This window comes from Comamonas sp., from assembly GCF_009360615.1.
GTDB lineage: Bacteria > Pseudomonadota > Gammaproteobacteria > Burkholderiales > Burkholderiaceae_C > Comamonas.
On the sequence record NZ_SPEY01000050.1, the window covers coordinates 53,909 to 72,134 of the forward strand.

The 18,226-nt window shown below is 64.5% G+C and carries 13 protein-coding genes; 6 read left to right on the forward strand and 7 right to left on the reverse strand.

The window, feature by feature from the left end:
- Positions 1-50: 50 nt before the first annotated feature.
- Positions 51-524 carry a cyclic pyranopterin monophosphate synthase MoaC gene (gene moaC / locus E2583_RS14290; protein WP_291596804.1) on the reverse strand — a complete coding sequence of 158 codons (474 nt, stop codon included), beginning with the start codon at positions 522-524 and terminating at the stop codon, positions 51-53.
- Positions 525-724: 200 nt separating this feature from the next.
- On the opposite strand from moaC, the gene E2583_RS14295 reads away from it, so the two are divergent.
- Positions 725-2,386 carry a M48 family metalloprotease gene (locus E2583_RS14295; protein ID WP_291596806.1) on the forward strand — a complete coding sequence of 554 codons (1,662 nt, stop codon included), beginning with the start codon at positions 725-727 and terminating at the stop codon, positions 2,384-2,386.
- Here the strand turns inward: E2583_RS14295 and E2583_RS14300 are convergent.
- From E2583_RS14300 to E2583_RS14310, 3 genes are all read right to left on the reverse strand, one after another.
- Positions 2,345-2,695: a phage holin family protein gene (locus E2583_RS14300; protein ID WP_029158475.1), complete on the reverse strand. Its 351-nt coding sequence runs from the start codon at positions 2,693-2,695 to the stop codon at positions 2,345-2,347. The two genes, E2583_RS14295 and E2583_RS14300, sit on opposite strands and share 42 nt — an antisense overlap.
- 113 nt (positions 2,696-2,808) lie before the next feature.
- Complete coding sequence (locus E2583_RS14305) at positions 2,809-3,285, reverse strand: hypothetical protein (RefSeq protein WP_291596808.1); 477 nt, start codon at positions 3,283-3,285, stop codon at positions 2,809-2,811.
- 133 nt (positions 3,286-3,418) lie between these two features.
- Entirely contained in the window at positions 3,419-4,174 is a 756-nt protein-coding gene (locus E2583_RS14310; protein WP_291596809.1) for a TerC family protein, read from the reverse strand.
- A gap of 460 nt (positions 4,175-4,634) precedes the next feature.
- Here E2583_RS14310 and E2583_RS14315 point away from each other — a divergent pair, with 460 nt between their 5' ends.
- On the forward strand, positions 4,635-5,054 hold the full coding sequence (locus E2583_RS14315) for a DUF3717 domain-containing protein (RefSeq protein ID WP_291596810.1): 420 nt from the start codon (positions 4,635-4,637) through the stop codon (positions 5,052-5,054).
- Between the two features lie 49 nt (positions 5,055-5,103).
- Here the strand turns inward: E2583_RS14315 and E2583_RS14320 are convergent, their stop codons facing one another.
- A complete protein-coding gene (locus E2583_RS14320; protein WP_291596811.1) occupies positions 5,104-5,664 on the reverse strand; it encodes a YaeQ family protein in 561 nt (186 codons plus the stop codon).
- A gap of 136 nt (positions 5,665-5,800) precedes the next feature.
- Positions 5,801-7,180 (reverse strand): adenylosuccinate lyase, encoded by a 1,380-nt coding sequence (purB, locus tag E2583_RS14325; RefSeq protein ID WP_291596812.1) that lies wholly within the window; start codon positions 7,178-7,180, stop codon positions 5,801-5,803.
- A 170-nt stretch (positions 7,181-7,350) separates the two neighbouring features.
- On the opposite strand from purB, the gene E2583_RS14330 reads away from it, so the two are divergent.
- Entirely contained in the window at positions 7,351-7,968 is a 618-nt protein-coding gene (locus E2583_RS14330) for a glutathione S-transferase C-terminal domain-containing protein (RefSeq protein ID WP_043375865.1), read from the forward strand.
- A gap of 354 nt (positions 7,969-8,322) precedes the next feature.
- Here E2583_RS14330 and glnE read toward each other — a convergent pair whose 3' ends face one another.
- Positions 8,323-11,106: a bifunctional [glutamate--ammonia ligase]-adenylyl-L-tyrosine phosphorylase/[glutamate--ammonia-ligase] adenylyltransferase gene (gene glnE / locus E2583_RS14335; RefSeq protein ID WP_291596816.1), complete on the reverse strand. Its 2,784-nt coding sequence runs from the start codon at positions 11,104-11,106 to the stop codon at positions 8,323-8,325.
- A 183-nt stretch (positions 11,107-11,289) separates the two neighbouring features.
- Here glnE and E2583_RS14340 point away from each other — a divergent pair, with 183 nt between their 5' ends.
- The 3 genes from E2583_RS14340 to E2583_RS14350 are packed head-to-tail and all read left to right on the forward strand — an operon-like array spanning position 11,290 to position 18,220.
- Positions 11,290-15,348 (forward strand): YhdP family protein, encoded by a 4,059-nt coding sequence (locus E2583_RS14340; protein ID WP_291596818.1) that lies wholly within the window; start codon positions 11,290-11,292, stop codon positions 15,346-15,348.
- On the forward strand, positions 15,345-16,160 hold the full coding sequence (locus E2583_RS14345; protein WP_291596820.1) for a carbon-nitrogen hydrolase family protein: 816 nt from the start codon (positions 15,345-15,347) through the stop codon (positions 16,158-16,160). Before E2583_RS14340 ends, E2583_RS14345 begins: the two co-directional genes overlap by 4 nt.
- Positions 16,157-18,220 carry a nitrogen regulation protein NR(II) gene (locus E2583_RS14350; protein ID WP_291596821.1) on the forward strand — a complete coding sequence of 688 codons (2,064 nt, stop codon included), beginning with the start codon at positions 16,157-16,159 and terminating at the stop codon, positions 18,218-18,220. Before E2583_RS14345 ends, E2583_RS14350 begins: the two co-directional genes overlap by 4 nt.
- Positions 18,221-18,226: the final 6 nt, after the last annotated feature.

The window sequence follows — 18,226 nt, forward strand, 5'->3', positions numbered from 1 at the left end:
TGGAGCATAGCCACCGAATCTGATCAAGTGTTGTACCAAGAGCGCAGAGTCTATGTCGACCAGCTTCCTGACTTCCCCCCCCGCTTCTCTAGCACCCTGACCCCCCCCATCACCATCCCCTTGTCCACGGCCTTGCACATATCGTAGATCGTCAGCAGGCCGACCTGAACGGCGGTCAGGGCTTCCATTTCCACGCCGGTCTGGCCTTTTAGCTCGACGGTGGCGGTGCAGAGGATGGAGCTGGATTCGGGCTCCAGCTCGAACTCCACGGCGACGCGGGTCAGGGCCAGGGGGTGGCAGAGGGGGATCAGGTCGCTGGTCTTTTTGGCGGCCATGATGGCGGCGATGCGGGCCACGCCCAGCACGTCGCCTTTTTTCGCGCTGCCGGTCTGCACGATGGCCAGGGTTTCAGGCTTCATGGCGATGCGGCCTTCGGCGACGGCGACGCGATGGGTGCTGGGTTTGGCGCCGACGTCCACCATATGGGCCTGGCCCTGGGCGTCGAAATGGGTAAGAGAGGACATGGGAGGTCTTTCCGGCGGCAGACGGGTTCGGTGCTGCCGCCCAATCAAGGTTGAGCGGGGATGGACTGGCGGCTTTACCTGGGCATCACAGGCGGGCATGTCGCCATCTCCATCAATCAAGGCATCATAGTGGGGTGTTGAACGGTCGGCATACGGAGAATCGGTATGCCGGCAATGCAGTGATTGCCATGCCATTCTTGATGCCAAAACCGCGTACAGTTCATATTTTAAAAGCGCTGACAGCTTCTATTTTGATAGCTATCCAGGCTGTCTCCCCCTTGGCTGGCTCTGTGCAGGCGGCGGGTTTGCCGACCCTGGGTGACGGTGCGTCGTCGCTGACCACGGGCGAGGAGCGGCGTCTGGGCGACTCCATCGCGCGCGAGCTCTACCGCGACCCGGACTATCTGGATGACCCGGTTCTGCAGGAGTATGTGGAAGGCATCTGGCTGCACCTGCAGGATGCGGCGCGAAAAAACGGCGAGCTCTCGCCCGAGCTGGAGGAGCGCTTTGCCTGGACGCTTCTCCTGGGCAAAGATCGCCAGGTCAATGCGTTTGCACTGCCCGGCGGCTATATGGGCGTCTATCTGGGCCTGATCGGCGTGGTCAGCAGCGGCGATGAGCTGGCCTCGGTCATTGCCCATGAAACCAGTCACATCACCCAGCGCCATATTGCCCGCATGATGGCGCAGCAAGGCAAGCAGACGCCGCTGATGCTGGCTTCCATGCTGCTGGGTGCTCTGGCGGCCACACGCAGCCCCGATGCAGCCATGGCCATCATGATGGGCGGTCCGGCGGCCGTGATGCAGAACCAGCTGAATTTCTCGCGCGCCATGGAGAGCGAGGCAGACCGCATGGGCTATAGCCTGATGTCGCCTGCCGGTTTTGCTCCCCAGGGCTTTGTGAGCATGTTCGGCAAGCTGCAGCAGGCCAGCCGGCTCAACGACAACGGCAGCTGGCCCTATCTGCGCAGCCACCCCTTGACCACCCAGCGTATCGCGGACATGGATTCGCGCATTCCGCCCGGCAAGCGCGCGGCCGACCCCGTGCCTACGCTGGAGCATGTGATGATGTCGGCCCGCGCGCGCGTGATTTCCAACCCCGGTGTCGAGGTGCGCCGCCAGTGGGCCACATTGCCACGTTCCAGCAGTTTTTCCAGCCTGAGCCAGTTTGAGCAGGTCGCCCAGCTCTACGCGGCCACGCTCAGCGCCATGTATCTGCGCGACTGGCCGCTGGCGCGCGAGATGGTGCAGAGGCTGCTCACGGCGACGGCAGGCAATGCACCCGCGAATATCCAGGCCCGATGGCTGAATGCCGAGCTCGAGTTCAAGGCCGATAACCCACAGGCCGCCCTGGCTGCCTTGCCCCTGCAGTCCGTGATGGCTCCCCAGGCAGCTCCCAAGGTGACGGCCAGCGGCAATCTGGCCGGGCCGCGCGAGGCCGGGCCACGTGAGGTCGGGCCAAGCCTGGCGACGATTGATGTGGTGGAGCGGGTTGCGCCACGCAGGCCGGAGCTGCTGCTCAAGACGGAGATCCTGCTCAGGCTCAATCAGGCAGGCCCCATGGCAAGCCCCTTGCAGACCTGGGTGACGGACCATCCCCGCGATGGTTCGGCCTGGCAGACGCTGGCGCGCGTATGGCGCAGCCAGGGCCAGGAAATGCGAGCCCTGCGGGCCGAGGCCGAGGCCCAAGTGGCCCACTATGACTATGCGGCAGCGGTGGATCGCTTCAAGGCAGCCCAGGATCTGGCCCGCAAGGCAGGGGCCAGGGCGGATTACTTCGAGGCCTCCATCATCGACACGCGTCTGCGTGCCGTCGAAGAGTTACTCCGGGAACAGCTGCGCGACAAGGCGATCAATAAGTAGGCCCAGCACCGAGTAGATCAGCGCACCCAGCATGGCGGCCCAGAAGCCGGCGACGTGGAAGCCGCCCAGCAGGCCCGAGGCCATCCAGAACATCAGGCCGTTGACCACCAGCAGGAACAGACCGACGGTGACGATGGTCACGGGCAGGGTCAGGACCACGAGTATGGGCCGGATGATGGTGTTGAGCAGGCCAATGACCAGGGCCGCAATCATGGCCGAGCCGAAGCTCTGCACCTGAACGCCGCTGTAGACATAGGCGACCCCGAGCAGAGCCGCCGCGCAAAGAAGCCATTTGACGAGGATTTTCATGCCGTCCAGCATAGCAGCAGGTGTTGTCGGCGGGCCACCACAGCCCCGGTCCATGAAAAAAGCCCTGTGCAGTTTTCACCGCACAAGGCTTGCTTGAAGAATGGATGCTGTTCTTAAAAAGAGAGCGAGTCGTCGATCACGAAGCCCATCATGGCGGCAATCGCCGCCATGGTGCCGGGAAGATTCCAGCGGCCACCGTTGGCGTTTGTCTTGGCATTGGTGGCTTTGACAGGGGCCGCTTGGGCGGCCTCCTGCTTGGGGCGTCGGGCGTCGATGATCTGGGCTGCGCCATGTTCCTGCTGCAGCTCGGTGACGAGCTCGGTCAGCGGGCCCTTGGCCAGCACGGGCGTGACCTTGCCTCCGCTGGCCGCCATGACAGGCATCAGGGCCGCAAACAGCTTGTCGGCCCATTTGCCGCGCCAGTTCTCTCGGGCGCGATGGCTGACCCATTTGCTCACACGGTGGGTCATGCGCGGAGCACAGGCCACCAGCAACCAGTGGGAGGAAGCCGCCTGGCTTGATCCCGCCAGCGCCTCGAGCATTGGCTGGGCGTATGTGGCGTCATCCACGTAAACAATGATGGGGTTCAAAGTGCGTCCTAACGGGAACGAAGGTTGAAGAATGCGGCACTTTCGCTGGAATGTGCCGACTTGGTTCTGTTGTGAGTCGTGAAGGCTGCGGTCAGTTCCCGCATTCCTTCACGAATCGCCCGGTTTTGCAGGCTCAATGGGCTGCCAAGGCGGGGCGGCGGCTGGCGATGAACTTGCCCAGGGCCAGCACCAGCAGTGCGCCACCGATATGGGCGGCCCAGTACAGGGTACGGGAGATCTCGGCCAGGCCTTGTGCATCGGTGGTGCCCAGCTTGGGCATCCACAGCCACTTCTCGGTGTTCACGAACACGGGATCGGTGACGAACATGCCGCCCGCGATCCAGCCCAGCAGCATGCCGCCGGCAACGATGATCATGGGGAAGCGCTCCATCAGCTTGATGACCAGCTGCGAGCCCCAGACGATGATGGGCACAGATATCAGCAGACCCAGCACGATCAGCAGCATCTGGTGGTCGCCCGAGCTCTGGGCGGCACCGGCGATGGCGATCACGTTGTCCACGGACATCACCAGGTCGGCGACGATGATGGTCTTGATGGCGGCGAACAGCTTGTCGCTGCCTTCGATGTTGTCGTGACCTTCGTCATCGGGGGCAATCAGCTTGATACCGATCCAGATCAGAAGGATGGCACCCACGACCTTCAGGAAGGGCAGCTGCAGCAGCACCATGGCAAAGGCGATCAGGATGATGCGCAGGATGATGGCGCCGGCGGTGCCGTAGATGATGCCCTTGCGACGCTGCTCGGGGGGCAGCTTGCGGCAGGCCAGCGCGATCACGACCGCGTTGTCGCCGCCCAGCAGGATGTCGATGATGATGATCTGGCCCAGTGCGATCCAGAAAGGGGCATGGGTGAGAAAGTCCAGGTCCATGTGTTGTTTTCCTCGTTGTCGAATGTTTTCGGAGCAAGTGTCGGGGGATGCACCGCCATTGCCGCCGAGACCAAATGACCGTTGCGACGTATGCCGAAGCACCCATCCGGGCGAGGAAAAACCTGGCTCGGGGAGTCCTTTGATCGACCGTCACGGGTCCATCAAAGGTCTTGCTCAACTGCAGCATGGCTGCAATCCGAACGGCCGGAAGCGTGAAGCTTCGTATTGACGACCGGTTCGCTGCCAGTTCCATTGCGGTTCTGGCCGAGCTACTCCCCTTCGAAGCTCTGGATTTCAACACAGCATGCTGCCGATGACAAGCGCCAAAACCTAGGTAGTTCACAGGTTTTATATTGGGCAGCCGTCTCGCAGCGCTTTTGCATAAAGCACAGGCAGCTAGCAAAAACGCAGCAACCTTGCAGGCGCAGGCGTCGCGTCAGCGGCTTATGATGACCGCTCCATGACTGCCATTCACATCACCGACATCGAAGCGGCCATCAATTACTGGCGAGGCCGTGCTCCCTCACCCGACGGCGTGCTGCTGGCACCCGAGGTCAGGGCGCTGGCCGAGGTGTACGCTCTGATGATTTACGAAGGCGAGTCCGAGGTGGCCGTTCAGGGCTTTCCCTCGCATGCCATGGCGGCCTGGCTGGCCTGGTTCGAGACCACGCCCGATACCCCCTGCATTGCCATCTGCTCCACCAGCCAAGGCGACGAGAAATGCAAGGGCTGTGGCCGCAGTTTCGACGAGGTCCAGCACTGGACGGCCATGGAGCCCGCCGAAAAACGGGCGGTGTGGCGTCGCATCACGGTCGAGGGCGACTCCTGGCGCTTCACCCGCTATGCGGAGCGCGCCGTGGAGCGTAAACACTCCCGCTGAGGCGCACGCCCAGGCGTACCCCGCGCCAATGCGCGGTCAGCTCTGTGCGTTATTTCCAGCGCACGGGTTCGACAAACACCGTGCCCAGGTTGCTGGACAGGGTCAGCTGGCCTTCCTGGATCGTGGCCTGCAGCTGCATGCTGCGCTCGGCCAGACCGCCCAGCTGCTGGGCGATCTCGGAGTCGATGTAGAGCACTTCCAGCTTGTCCTGGCGGTTGACCTTGCCTTCCAGGCCCTTCCACCAGACATGGGAGGCGTGGTGGAAGGGGTAGACCAGCACATGGTCCGACTTGTTGCAGGCCTTGGTGATGGGCTTTTCGTCCGGCTGGCCGACTTCGATCCACAGGCGCTTCTGGCCGGTGAAGTCGGTGATGTGCACGTCCGGATCGTCAGGATCGGACAGGCCGATGCCAAAGCCCAGCGTGCCGTCACCATTGCACAGGTCTTGCAGCTTCCAGGCGTTCAGTGCCAGGGCCACCAGGCGCACCATCATGCGGTCATCTGTTTCGCTGGGATGGCGCGCCAGCGTCAGATTGTGGTCGGCGTAGTAGTTGTGGTCGATGTCGGCAATCGACAGATTGGCTTTGAAGATGGTGGACTTGATGGCCATGGCGGTGCTGCCTGAGGGCAGTCCTTTTGAAAACTATCAAAAACAAGAGCTGCCAGCGCCAATCAATATTGGCTTTGGCAGCTCTTTGATGCTGAAGAGCTTGAATTTCAAGCGCCAGCAGCTAGCTTTTTTACAATCAAACGCGCTTGGCCAGTTCGGCCGCCTTGCCGATGTAGGAGGCAGGCGTCATGGCCAGCAGACGGTCCTTGTCGGCCTGCGGGATTTCCAGGCCGTTGATCAGGCGGTGCAGGTCTTCGGCCAGCACGGTCTTGCCGCGCGTGACTTCCTTGAGCTTTTCGTAGGCGCCCTGCACGCCGTAGCGGCGCATCACGGTCTGGATGGGCTCGGCCAGCACTTCCCAGGCATGGTTCAGGTCTTCCTGCAGGCGCTCTTCGTTGAGTTCCAGCTTGTTCAGGCCGGTCATCAGCGAGGCATAGGCCAGCGTGGTGTAGCCGAAGGCCACACCGATGTTGCGCAGCACGGTGGAGTCGGTCAGGTCGCGCTGCCAGCGGCTGATGGGCAGCTTCTCGGCCAGATGCTTGAGCATGGCGTTGGCCATGCCCAGATTGCCTTCGCAGTTCTCGAAGTCGATGGGGTTGACCTTGTGGGGCATGGTGGACGAACCGATCTCGCCGGCCTTCAGGCGCTGCTTGAAGAAGCCCAGGGACACATAGCCCCAGATGTCGCGCGACAGGTCGATCAGGATGGTGTTGGTACGTGCCATCGCATCGAACAGCTCGGCCATGTAGTCATGGGGCTCGATCTGGATGGAGTAGGGCTGGAAGTGGATGCCCAGGCCCTTCGGTTCGGCGGATTCCACCACGTTCTGGCTGAAGGCTTCCCAGTCGAACTCGGGCCAGGCCGACAGGTGGGCGTTGTAGTTGCCCACGGCGCCGTTCATCTTGCCCAGGATCTTCACGCCGGCGATGTGGGCAGCGGCCTTTTGCAGGCGCACGACCACGTTGGCCAGTTCCTTGCCCACGGTGGTGGGAGAGGCGGTCTGACCGTGCGTACGGCTGAGCATGGGCACCTCGGCGTAGAGGTGGGCCATCTCGCGCAGCTTGGCGATGATGCCGTCGATGGCGGGCAGCAGCACGGTGTCGCGGCCGACACGGATCTGCAGGGCGTGGCTGGTGTTGTTGATGTCTTCGCTGGTGCAGGCAAAGTGCACGAACTCGGCCGCCTTTTGCAGCTCGGCGCGGCCGTCGAACTTGGACTTGATCCAGTACTCCACGGCCTTCACGTCGTGGTTGGTGGTCTTTTCGATGGCCTTGATGGCGTCGGCATCGGCTTCGGAGAAGTTGGCGACCAGCGCGTGCAGATAGTCGCGCGACTCGGCCGACAGCGCGGGGAATTCGGCAAAGCCGGCATCGGAGAGGGCAATGAACCAGGTCACCTCGACCTGAACACGGCGGTGCATATAGCCGTATTCGCTCATGATGGGGCGCAGTGCGGACAGCTTGGCGGCGTAGCGGCCGTCCAAGGGAGAGATGGCGGTGAGGGAGGACAGGTTCATGGTGGCGCAATTGTAGGTGCGCTGCATCAGTCGCACGCAGCGCTGGGTTGCTCGGCGGCCGTGGCTGGCGCGCATGCAGACCCGTTGCGGCGGCCGCCGGGCCGCCATGGCAGCGCATAGAATCATTGCACCGGCCCGTCGCCGGTGACCCGTGTCATGGAACCGCTGCTATGAAACTAATAGGCTCCACCACCAGCCCCTTTGTGCGCAAAGTCCGCGTCGTGCTGGCCGAAAAGAAGCTGGACTATCAATTTGTCGAAGAAAACCCCTGGGAGGAAGCGCTTTCACCGGGTACGGGCAATCCTCTGGGCAAGGTGCCGCGTCTGGTGATGGATGGCACGGAGGCAATGTTCGATTCGCGCGTCATCGTCGAATATCTGGACACACTTTCGCCGGTCGGCAAGCTGATTCCGGGCACGGGCCGCGAGCGCGCCGAGGTCAAGACCTGGGAGGCCCTGGCCGACGGCATGCTGGATGCTGCCGTTCTGGTGCGGCTGGAGGCCACCTGGCCAGGCCGCAGCGCAGAGCAGCGTAGCCAGGCCTGGATGGATCGCCAGATGGGCAAGGTCCGGGCCGTGCTCAAGGTCATGTCGCAGGGATTGGGCGAGAAGCCGTTCTGCTGTGGCGGCACGCATCTGACGCTGGCCGATATCAGTGTCGGCTGTGCCCTGGCCTGGCTGGATTTCCGCTTTCCCGAGCTGGACTGGCGCGCCGAGCATCCGAATCTGGCCGCCTTGCTGACCAAGCTGGCGGCGCGCCCCAGCTTTGTGAATACCGTGCCCCACTGAGGGGGAGTGGCGGCACCGCAGCCAAGAAAAAGGCCACTCGCGAGTGGCCTTTTTTGGGGCATAAAAAAGTTGCGAAGCATCCCGAAACGAATTAAGAGAGGGAGGGAGGAGAAGCGCTCCGGGGATGTTTCAATGGGCGGACCCAAAGGCTTCGCAACTGGAAATGGGTGGATGCAGACCTGTCAGTTCATTGCACTTGACTATCAGATAAGACACTGTTGCAGAAGTTCCAGCCCTGGTGGGTGTCATTTTTGTAACAGTTTGGCAATGCCTGTAGGCAAATCTTGATGGATGCTGCCAGTGCCCTGAAAGGCGGGGCCTTACCCATCTCCGTGCGATCGCTTGACTGCTTTCCTAGGCTGCGGCGCCGGGGCCGAAAACCGCTGTCCAGAGCTTGAGCACCGCTTCGCGCTGGACCTGCGCCTGCTCCGGCTCCAGCTGTCCGGAGCGCTCGTCCAGTCTTGCCACGTGCTGCAGGCGGCGCAGCTCGCGGTAGGCTTTGGCGGCTTCATAGCCCACGCCTTCGGGCAGCAGGCCCGCGTCTTCGGCGCGCTGCAGCAAGGCGATATTGCCCACGTTGGCGATCAGCTCGCGGTGTGCTCCGGATTCGGCCAGCACCAGGTATTGCACGGCAAATTCCACATCCACCATCCCGCCGGGGCTGTGCTTGACGTCAAACAGGCCGCCCCGCACCGGGTGGGCGCTGCGCACCCGCTCACGCATGGTTTCAATCTCGTTGCGCAGCGCTGCGGCATCGCGCGGCGCCGTGATGACGGCTTCGCGCACCGCATCAAAGCGCTGGTGCAGGTGCAGGTCGGTCGCGGGTCCGCCCGTTGGCGAGGGAAAGTCCCGGCTGCCCAGCACAAAACGCGCACGCGTCATGGCCTGGTGCTCCCAGGTCCAGGCGGTATTGCTGCCACGCTGCTGCTGGTAGTTGGCATAGGATTCGAAGCTGGTCACCAGCAGGCCGGAGTTGCCGTTGGGTCGCAGCGCGGTGTCGATCTCGAACAGATCGCCTTCGCCAGTCTTGACGGTCAGCCAGTTGATGAGCTTGCGCACATAGGCCGCGTAGACCTCGGGAGCGCGCTCATCGTCGTCATCGAAGACGAAGACGATGTCCAGATCGCTGCCATAGCCGAGCTCCTTGCCGCCCAGCTTGCCATAGCCCACGATGCCGAAGCGCGGCGTATCGCGATGTCGGCTCTTGAGCCGGCTCCAGCACCATTGGGCCGTGATGCGCAGCACGCTGTCGGCCAGCGCGCTCAGGTCGTCGGCGACCTGCTCCACGCTGATGCGGCCTTCGATATCGCGTGCCAGCGTGCGAAAGACCTCGGCGTGGTGGGCGCGGCGCAGCAGGTTGAGAAGGGTTTCGTCGTCGTCTTCACCCGTGGACTGCAGCGCGGCCAGACGCATGGCCAGCTCATGCTCGAAGTCTGCTGCGACGAAGCGCTCCTTGAGAATGGCGTCGCTGGCCAGTTCGTCGATCACGCCGGGGTGTTGCTGCAGATAGCGTGCAGGCCAGCGCGCCGCTCCCAGGAGATGCAGCAGTCTTTCGTGGACCGCTGGCCGCTCCAGCAGCAAAGCGAGATAGCTTTCGCGGCGCAGCAGGGGCTCCAGCCATTGCAGAAAACGCTTGGCGGCCTCTTCGCCGGACTGGCCGCTTTCCACCCATTGCGCGGTGCGCTCCACCAGTCTGAACAATCGCGCGCGGGCCTCGTCGCGCAGGCCGTTGATGCGGGTATTGCTGCGCCAGTCGGCGACCTGCCCTGCCAGTGACGGCGGCAGGGCCTCGATCAGCTCCTCGATGTCGCGCGGCGTGGGCGGCCCGCCTGCTGCTGCCTTGGCGGCCTTGCAATGGCCGTTGCCGCATTGCTGGGAGTCTCCGCCCAGCAAGGTGTCGAACTCCTGGGCCACCAGTTCGCGGTGTTCGTCCAGCTGGTGCAGAAAGCCGCAGGCATCGGCATAGCCCAGGGTGCGGGCGATCCACAGCAGATCGTCGTCGCGCGTGGGCAGCACATGGGTCTGCTGGTCGTCCAGATACTGGATGCGGTGCTCCACCTGGCGCAGGAAGATGTAGGCGCGGCTCAGGGCGTCGGCAATCTCGGCGCTCATCAGATTGGCCTGTACCAGCCGGTGCAGGGCTTCCAGCGTGGGCCGGCGGCGCAGCTCGGGGAACTGGCCCCCACGAACCACCTGCAGCAGCTGCACGATGAATTCGATCTCGCGGATGCCGCCGCGCGAAAGCTTGACGTCGTTGGCGCGCTCGGGGTGGCCCGCGCTGCGCTTGGATGCATGGTCGCGGATCTGGCGATGCAGGCTGCGCAGCGAGTCGAACACCGCGTAGTCCAGATAGCGGCGAAACACAAAGGGCAGAACCACGCCGCGCAGGGCCTGGACGTTGGCCGTCTGGATATCGGCCAGCGGTGCCACGATGCGGCTCTTGAGCCAGGCAAAGCGTTCCCACTCCCGGCCATGAATCTGCAGGTACTCTTCCAGCGAGGAAAGCGAGACGGCGGGGGCACCGGAGTTGCCGTTGGGCCGCAGGGCCAGGTCGACGCGGAAGACGAAGCCGTGCTCGGTGGTGTCGCCGATCAGGCTGAAGATGCCTTTGACGGCACGGCCGAAGTACTCGTGGTTGGAGATGACGCCGCGGCCGTCGGGTTTGCCCTGGGTGTCGCCGTCATGCTCGTAGACGTAGATCAGGTCGATGTCGCTGGACACATTGAGTTCGCGGGCACCGAGCTTGCCCATGCCAATGACCCAGAACTGCACGGGCTGACCGCCAGGGCCCTGAGGCGCGCCATGTCGGATGTCGAGTTCGGCTCTGACCTGGGTGCAGGCACGGTCCAGGGCCAGCTCGGCCAGCTCGGTGACGGCCTTGGTCACCACGCCAAGCGGAGCACCTTGCTCGCAGTCCAGCACGATGATGCGTTCCATCACCAGCTGACGCAGCACGCGCAGCGCGGCAGAGAGGTCCAGGCCGCGCGACTGCAGCGTGCCCAGGGCCTGCTCCATCAGGGCCCGGTCGGGGGCTCCCGGCGGCAAGGCGTCAAACCAGTTCTCGTAACGGCGGTGAAGGCGCTGCACGAAGCGCGAGTACTGGGCCGGGGAAGGAACATTGAGGGCGTTTTCTGCCATTGCTTGCTCTGGGGACTGCATGCGGACCGTAAAAAATGGTGTCAGGCAGGCAGGTAATCAGCTCGGCAACGTGTGGTTACCGAAACGCGCACGGGGGCGCCGGTCATAATTCCTGCCATTGCTAGGCCACCGATGATCGAACCGAAACCACTCCCAACTCGCCAAATTCATAGGCTGGCCAGCTTGGCACGGTGGTCTCTGGGACTGGTCCTGAGCCTTTGGCTGCTGCTGGCCACCGTGTGGGGGGTGCTCCATTTCTGGATTGTGCCGCGAATCGAACAGTGGCGTCCCGAGCTGGAATCCCTGGCCTCACGCACCCTGGGTGTACCGGTTTCCATAGGACGGCTGCACGCCTACCGCTCGGGTCTGGTGCCGACTTTCGAGCTGGGCGACGTGGTCCTGCACGACGCCGCAAACAAGAGTGAGGCCTTGCTGCTGCCCAAGGTGGTGGTGGCGGTCTCCGCCCATTCTTTGATGACGCTGGGCGTGGAACAGATATACCTTGAAGGGCCGGACCTGACGGTTCGCCGCGACGCAGACGGCCAGGTCTTTGTGGCCGGCATGGCCGTGTCATCCGATCCGGGGCAGGGCAGCGACTCCGACTGGATCTTCTCCCAGCCCGAAATCGCCATCCGCGGCGGCAGGTTGCAGTGGGTGGACGAGCTGCGCAATGCCGAGCCCCTGCAACTGCGGGATGTGGATCTGGTGCTGCGTAACAAGCGCTGGCAGCATTCCCTGCGCCTGGATGCCACGCCGCCAGAGGGCTGGGGTCAGCGCTTCACGGTCATGGGCAGCTTCAAGGAGCCTTTGCTGTCGGTGCATGAAGGGCGTCTGGACCGCTGGAGCGGACAGGCGTATCTGGACTTCACGCACATCGACCTGTCCCACCTGGGCCAGTATCTGGGTCCGCAGGACTGGAAGCTGCAGCAGGGCAAGGGCTCGGTGCGGGCCTGGCTGGATGTGGATCACGGCCAGCCCGTGGGCGGGGTGGCCGATGTCGCCGTGCAGGCGCTGCAGCTGCAGTGGCGGGACCGGCCCGACCCCCTGGCGCTGCAGGCCTTGCGGGGGCGTTTGCGGGCCAAGAATCAGAACGGTTACCAGTTTTCCGTCCAGGGACTGCAGTTCACGGCCGACGACGGGCTGAACTGGCCGCGAGGCGACTTCAGCCTGCGCTATGTGCCGACAGGGGCTGCCGCTCAGGGCAGCCAGGGCGAACATGGCGAGGTCCAGGCCGACGGGATCGATCTGGCCATTGCGTCGCAGATGCTGCAGCGCCTGCCCCTGCCGGAAGCCCTGCAGAGCCAGCTCAGGGCGCTTGCACCGGCGGGACAGCTGAGCGATCTCAAGCTGTCCTGGCGCGGACCTCTGCAGGCACTGGCACAGTACAAGGCGTCGGGGCGGTTCGAGCAGCTTGCGTTGCGTTCCCAGGCCTCTCAGGAGGGGCCGCACAGCATAGGCATTCCTGGTGTTCGGGGCCTGAGCGGCAAGTTCAGCCTGGACCAGGACAGCGGCGAGGCCATGCTGACCAAGACGCCTGGTGCAACGCCGGCCATGCTGAGCTTCCCCGGGGTGTTCGAGGACCCCGACATCCCATTCGATCAGTTCGACAGCCTGGTACGCTGGCAATTGCTGGACAAGGGGCGGACCATCAAGGTGCAGGTTCCTAGGCTGCGTTTCGCCAATGAGGACACGGCCGGCCAGGCCCAGGCCAGCTGGCAGTCCGGCCAGGGCAGCAAGGAACAGCCGCGCTTTCCGGGGCTGCTGGATCTGCAAGGGCAGCTCAGCCGCGCCAAGGGTGAACGCATTTATCGCTATCTGCCCCTGGATCTGGGCAGCGATGCGCTGCGCTATGTGCGCGAGGCCATCACCACGGGTCAGGCCAGTGCCGTGAACTTCCGCGTCAAGGGCGAACTCGAGCATGTGCCATTTGAAAAACCGGGCAAGGGCGAGTTCCACATCAGCGCCCAGGTGCACGACGTGAACTACCAGTTCGTGCCCGGATATCTGCTCGGCCCCGGCGAGAAGCCCTGGCCGCCACTGACCAGGCTGTCGGGCGAGCTGGTGTTCGAGCGCAACGCCATGCAGGTGCGCAAGGCCAAGGGCTTTCTGGGCCATACCGCCATCGTGGTCGATGAAGCGCAGGCGGGTGTGGCCGACTGGAACCAGACCGAGGTGGAGGTGCACGCCAAGGCCCATGGCGCCCTGGGCGACATGCTGAACCTGGTTCAGGGCTCCGCCCTGTCTGCGCTGACTGCCCATGTTCTGGATAGCAGCCGCGCCACCGGCAATGCCAAGCTCAGCCTCAAGCTGCATCTGCCCACCCTGCACATGGAGCGCAGCAAGGTGCAGGGCGAAGTGGCGCTGGCCGGCAATACACTGCAACTGATGCCCGAGGTGCCCGCGCTCAGCCAGTTGCGCGGCAATGTGCAGTTCTCGGAGGCCGGGTTTCAGCTGTCGGGCGTGCAGGCCAAGGCACTGGGTGGCGACGTGCGCATCGAGGGCGGCATGAAGCCCGGTGCCGATGCCGCCGCCCCGGTTCTGCTGCGTGTGGACGGCGTTGCCACAGCCCAGGGCCTGCGTGACGCCAGGGAGATGACCGAGCTGGCGGCCCTGGGCAGGCATCTGCAGGGCCAGGCACGCTATGGCCTGCAGATCAAGGTATTGCACAGCGTGCCGGAAATCAGTCTGCAGTCCGAGCTGCAGGGCATGGCGGTCATGCTGCCAGCCCCTTTGGGCAAGGCGGCCGACAGCTCCCTGGCCTTGCGCGTCAACCGCACCGTGCCCGCCGTGGTCAGGCCGCTGACCGATCAGCTCAGCGTGCAATGGGGCAGCCAGGCCGCAGCCCTGGTGGAGCGCGATATCGGCGGGGCGCAGGCCCGCATCACGCGAGGCAGCCTGGAGCTGGTGGAGTCGGGCAAGGCGGAGGCCGCGTTGCCACCTGCGGGCCTGCAGGCCAGGGTGCAGCTGCCGGTGCTGGATCTGGATGCCTGGAGCCGACTGTGGCCCGAGGGTCCGGGGGGCGCGGCCGATGGCCCCGGTACCGAGGAAGAGAGCTGGCGCCAGTTCGTGCCACAGCAGCTGGCGCTCAAGGCGCGCGAAGTCAAGCTCCATGGCCGATCGCTGCATGACGTCTCCCTGCAGCTTGGCCATGCCAACAAGGTCTGGACCAGCCAGATCCAGGCGCGCGAGCTGGCCGGTCGCGTCGAGTATCGCGAGGCCAGTGCGCAGGAGCCGGGCGGTCTGGTCATCGCCAGGCTCTCGCGTCTGAGCATTCCCGACGGCCCGGACGAGGGCGTAGAGGCGGCGGCCGCCCAGAGCAGCGATTTGCGCGAGCTGCCGGCCCTGCAGGTCAGCGTGGACGACTTCCAGCTGGGCAAGCGTTCGCTGGGCAAGCTGGATGTGGTGGCGCGCAATCACGGGCTGTCTCTCGGCGTGGGCAAGCGCGAATGGCAGCTGTCGCGCTTCAATATCAGCACCCCCGAGGCGACCTTGACGGCGCAGGGCTCCTGGGCGCTGCGCTCCGGCGACCCGAAGCACCCGGGCCAGACACAGATGCAGTTCCAGCTCCACCTGCGCGATGTGGGCAAGCTGCTCAATCGCTTTGACATGCCCGGTGTGGTCGCCAATGGACAGGGCGAGCTGCAAGGGGAGATCGGCTGGACCGGATCGCCCGTGACGCCGGGGTTCAAGACCATGTCCGGCACCGTGCACCTGGAAGTGCAGAAAGGCCAGTTTCTCAAGGCCGAGCCGGGCCTGGCCAAGCTGCTGGGCGTGCTCAGCCTGCAGTCCCTGCCCAGGCGCTTGACACTGGACTTCCGCGACGTATTCCGCAACGGCTTCTCGTTCGACTTCATGCGCGGCGATGTCACCATAGAGCGCGGCATTGCCAAGACGAATAATATGCAGATGAAGGGCGTGAATGCGGCCGTGCTGATGGAGGGCTCTGCCGACATCGACAAGGAAACCCAGGACCTGCATGTGGTGGTGGTGCCGGAGATCAACGCCCTGTCCGCCTCCCTGGTCGCCACGGCCATCAACCCCGTGGTGGGGCTGAGCAGCTTTCTGGCCCAGATGATCTTGCGTGGTCCGCTGATCGCAGCCACGACCAAGGAGTTCCATATCCACGGCAGCTGGGAAGACCCGCAGGTGACCGAGCTGCCCAGACGCAGCGTGCCCAAGGCCGGCGGCGACGAGGCCGGCAAGCCGCCCGCTGTCGTCCCAGGCTCACAGGAGAAGCCATGAAGATTGCCGCTCTGCAAATGGTCTCGGGTCAGGATGTCGCCGCCAACCTGGCGCAGGCGCGCAGCCTGATGCAGCAGGCTGCCGCCCTGGGCGCGGAACTGGTCGTGCTGCCCGAGTATTTCTGCGCCATGGGCGCCAGGGACACCGACAAGCTGGCCTACCGGGAGGCCTTTGGCCAGGGGCCGATCCAGGATTTCATGGCTGCCGCCGCCAGGCAGCTCCAGCTGTGGGTGGTGGCTGGCACGCTGCCGCTTCAGGCGGCTGATGACAGCCATGTGCTCAACACCAGCCTGGTCTATTCCCCCGACGGCGAATGCGTGGCCCGCTACGACAAGATCCATCTCTTTCAGTTCGACAACGGGCGCGAGAGCTACACCGAGGCCGCCGTGGTGCAGGCGGGCCGCCAGCCCGTGGTCTGCGACATACAGGCCAGGGACGGCGGCAGCTGGCGTCTGGGTCTGAGCGTCTGCTACGACCTTCGCTTTCCGGAGCTGTACCGCGCGCTCAGCGCGCAGGGGGCCGATCTGCTGCTGGTGCCCAGCGCCTTCACCTACACCACGGGCCAGGCGCACTGGGAGGTATTGCTGCGGGCGCGGGCCATCGAGAACCTGGCCTATGTGCTGGCACCCGGCCAGGGCGGCGTGCATGAAAACGGTCGCCGCACCTGGGGGCACAGCCTGCTGATCGATCCCTGGGGGGAGGTGCAGGGCCTGCAGGCCAGCGGCGCCGGTGTGGTCGCCGGAGAGCTCAACCGTGACCGCCTGCTGCAGGTGCGCCAGCAATTGCCGGCCTTGACCCATCGTGTGCTGTGACTGAACCGCTGAATACGGCTCTGGACGAACTGCCCGAGGACCACCCCGCCCATTGGCCCTGGCGGCGCTGGCGCATGGCCTGGAAGCGCTGGTCGCTATGGACCTTGCTGGTGGCACTCGTGGTCAGCATGCTGGTCACCATGGTCTGGCTGGCAGGACGCTATGAAGCCTCCCAGGTCCAGGAGAAGCTGGAGCGCGATACGGCCAATGCCGTCGGCGATATCCGGGCGGCGCTGGGCCGCAATCTCCAGGACCTGCTGGCGTTGAGCGCCTACAGCGGAAAGCACGCCGTATGGCGCGAGCATGCGGCCACGTTGCTGCAGCAGCGCCGTGACCTGATGCGCATCGAATGGCGGGGCGAAAACATGCGCCTCATCGAGCATGCCGAGACCCCTTACCGCACCCTGCTGGTCGAAGACGAAAGCCATTTGCCCGAGCTGCATTCGGGCGAGGCTCTGACCTGTACCCAGGCCAGGCGCGTCAACGGTCCGTCGTATTCACCCAGTCGCTTCCAGCTGCTCGGTGAGGGCCTGGGCACCGAGACCATGCAGGTCTGCATGCCGCTGACGGAGAACGGCCATGTGGTGGGCTATGTGCTGGGCACTTACAGCCTGCAGGGCATTCTGATGGCCCAGGTGGGCAAGTCCCTGCCGCGCACCCAGGAGGTGTCGTTCACCGAGCCTGACGGCACGCGTCTGGCCATGGTGGGGGCGGCCTGGCGCGGCTCGCGCATGTTCACGGCCCAGCAGCTGCTGGACCTGCCCGGCAACACCCTGGTGCTGCGCATGGACAGCTGGCATCACGCGCCCAGCGTCTTTCCCAATGTGATGACGGCGCTGGTGACCGGCATGTCGATCGCGCTGGTGACCGTGGTGGTGGTGCTGGTGCGCGACAACCGCCGACGCCTGCGCGCGGAGCGCGACCTGGGCGATGCGCTGGCCTTTCGCAAGGCCATGGAAGATTCCCTGGTCACGGGCATGCGTGCCCGCGATCTCCAGGGGCGCATCACCTATGTGAACCCGGCCTTCTGCAATATGGTGGGCTTCAGCGCGCAGGAGCTGCTGGGCCTCAATGTGGCACCTTACTGGCCGCCCGAACTGGCCCAGGAATATGTGAGTCGGCGCGATCAGCGTCTGGCCGGCCTGCTGCCCACGCCGCGCCAGGGCCACGAGAGCGTGTTCATGCGCAAGGACGGCTCGCGCTTTCCGGTGCTGATCTTCGAGGCGCCGCTGATCACCGCACAGGGCCAGCACACGGGCTGGATGAGTGCCTTCATCGACATCAGCGAGCAGCGCCGCATGGAGGAGATGTCGCGTGCGTCGCTGGAGCGCCTGCAGGCCACCGCACGCCTGGCGACGGTAGGCGAGATGGCCTCCATGCTCAGCCATGAGCTGACGCAGCCGCTGGCAGCCATCTCCAGCTATGCCACGGGCTCGCTCAATCTGCTGGCGCATGAACCTGACCCCGATGGATCGCATCTGCAGGATTTGCGCATGGCGCTGGAGCGCATCAGCTTTCAGGCCGATCGCGCGGGCAAGGTCATCAAGAGCGTGCGCGATTTCGTGCGCCGGCGCGACAAGTCCAGACAGGTGGTGCAGCCTGCGGAGCTGATCGATGCCGTCATGCCCCTGGTCTATCTGCAGGCCCACAAGCTCAATGCGACGGTGCAGCTGGATCTGCCCGCGGATCTGCCGACGGTGCTCTGCGATGCCACCATGGTCGAGCAGGTGCTGCTCAATCTGGCGCGCAACGGCATGCAGGCCATGGATCAGCCCGAACTCAAGGAAAGGGTGCTGACCCTGGCGGTCAGGCGCCGTTCTGACGGTCTTGGCGCGCGTTGGGTAGAATTTTCCGTCATGGACTGCGGCGCCGGCATTTCTGCGGAAGTCGCCGAGCAGCTGTTCACCCCCTTCTTCACCACCCGTACCGAAGGCATGGGCCTGGGCCTGAGCCTGTGCCGCACGGTGGTGGAGCAACATGGTGGTCATCTTGATCACCGCCCGCACCTCCCGCAGGGCACGGAGTTTGTCTTCACGCTGCCGGCCCATGGGGAACCCTGAGAGAAC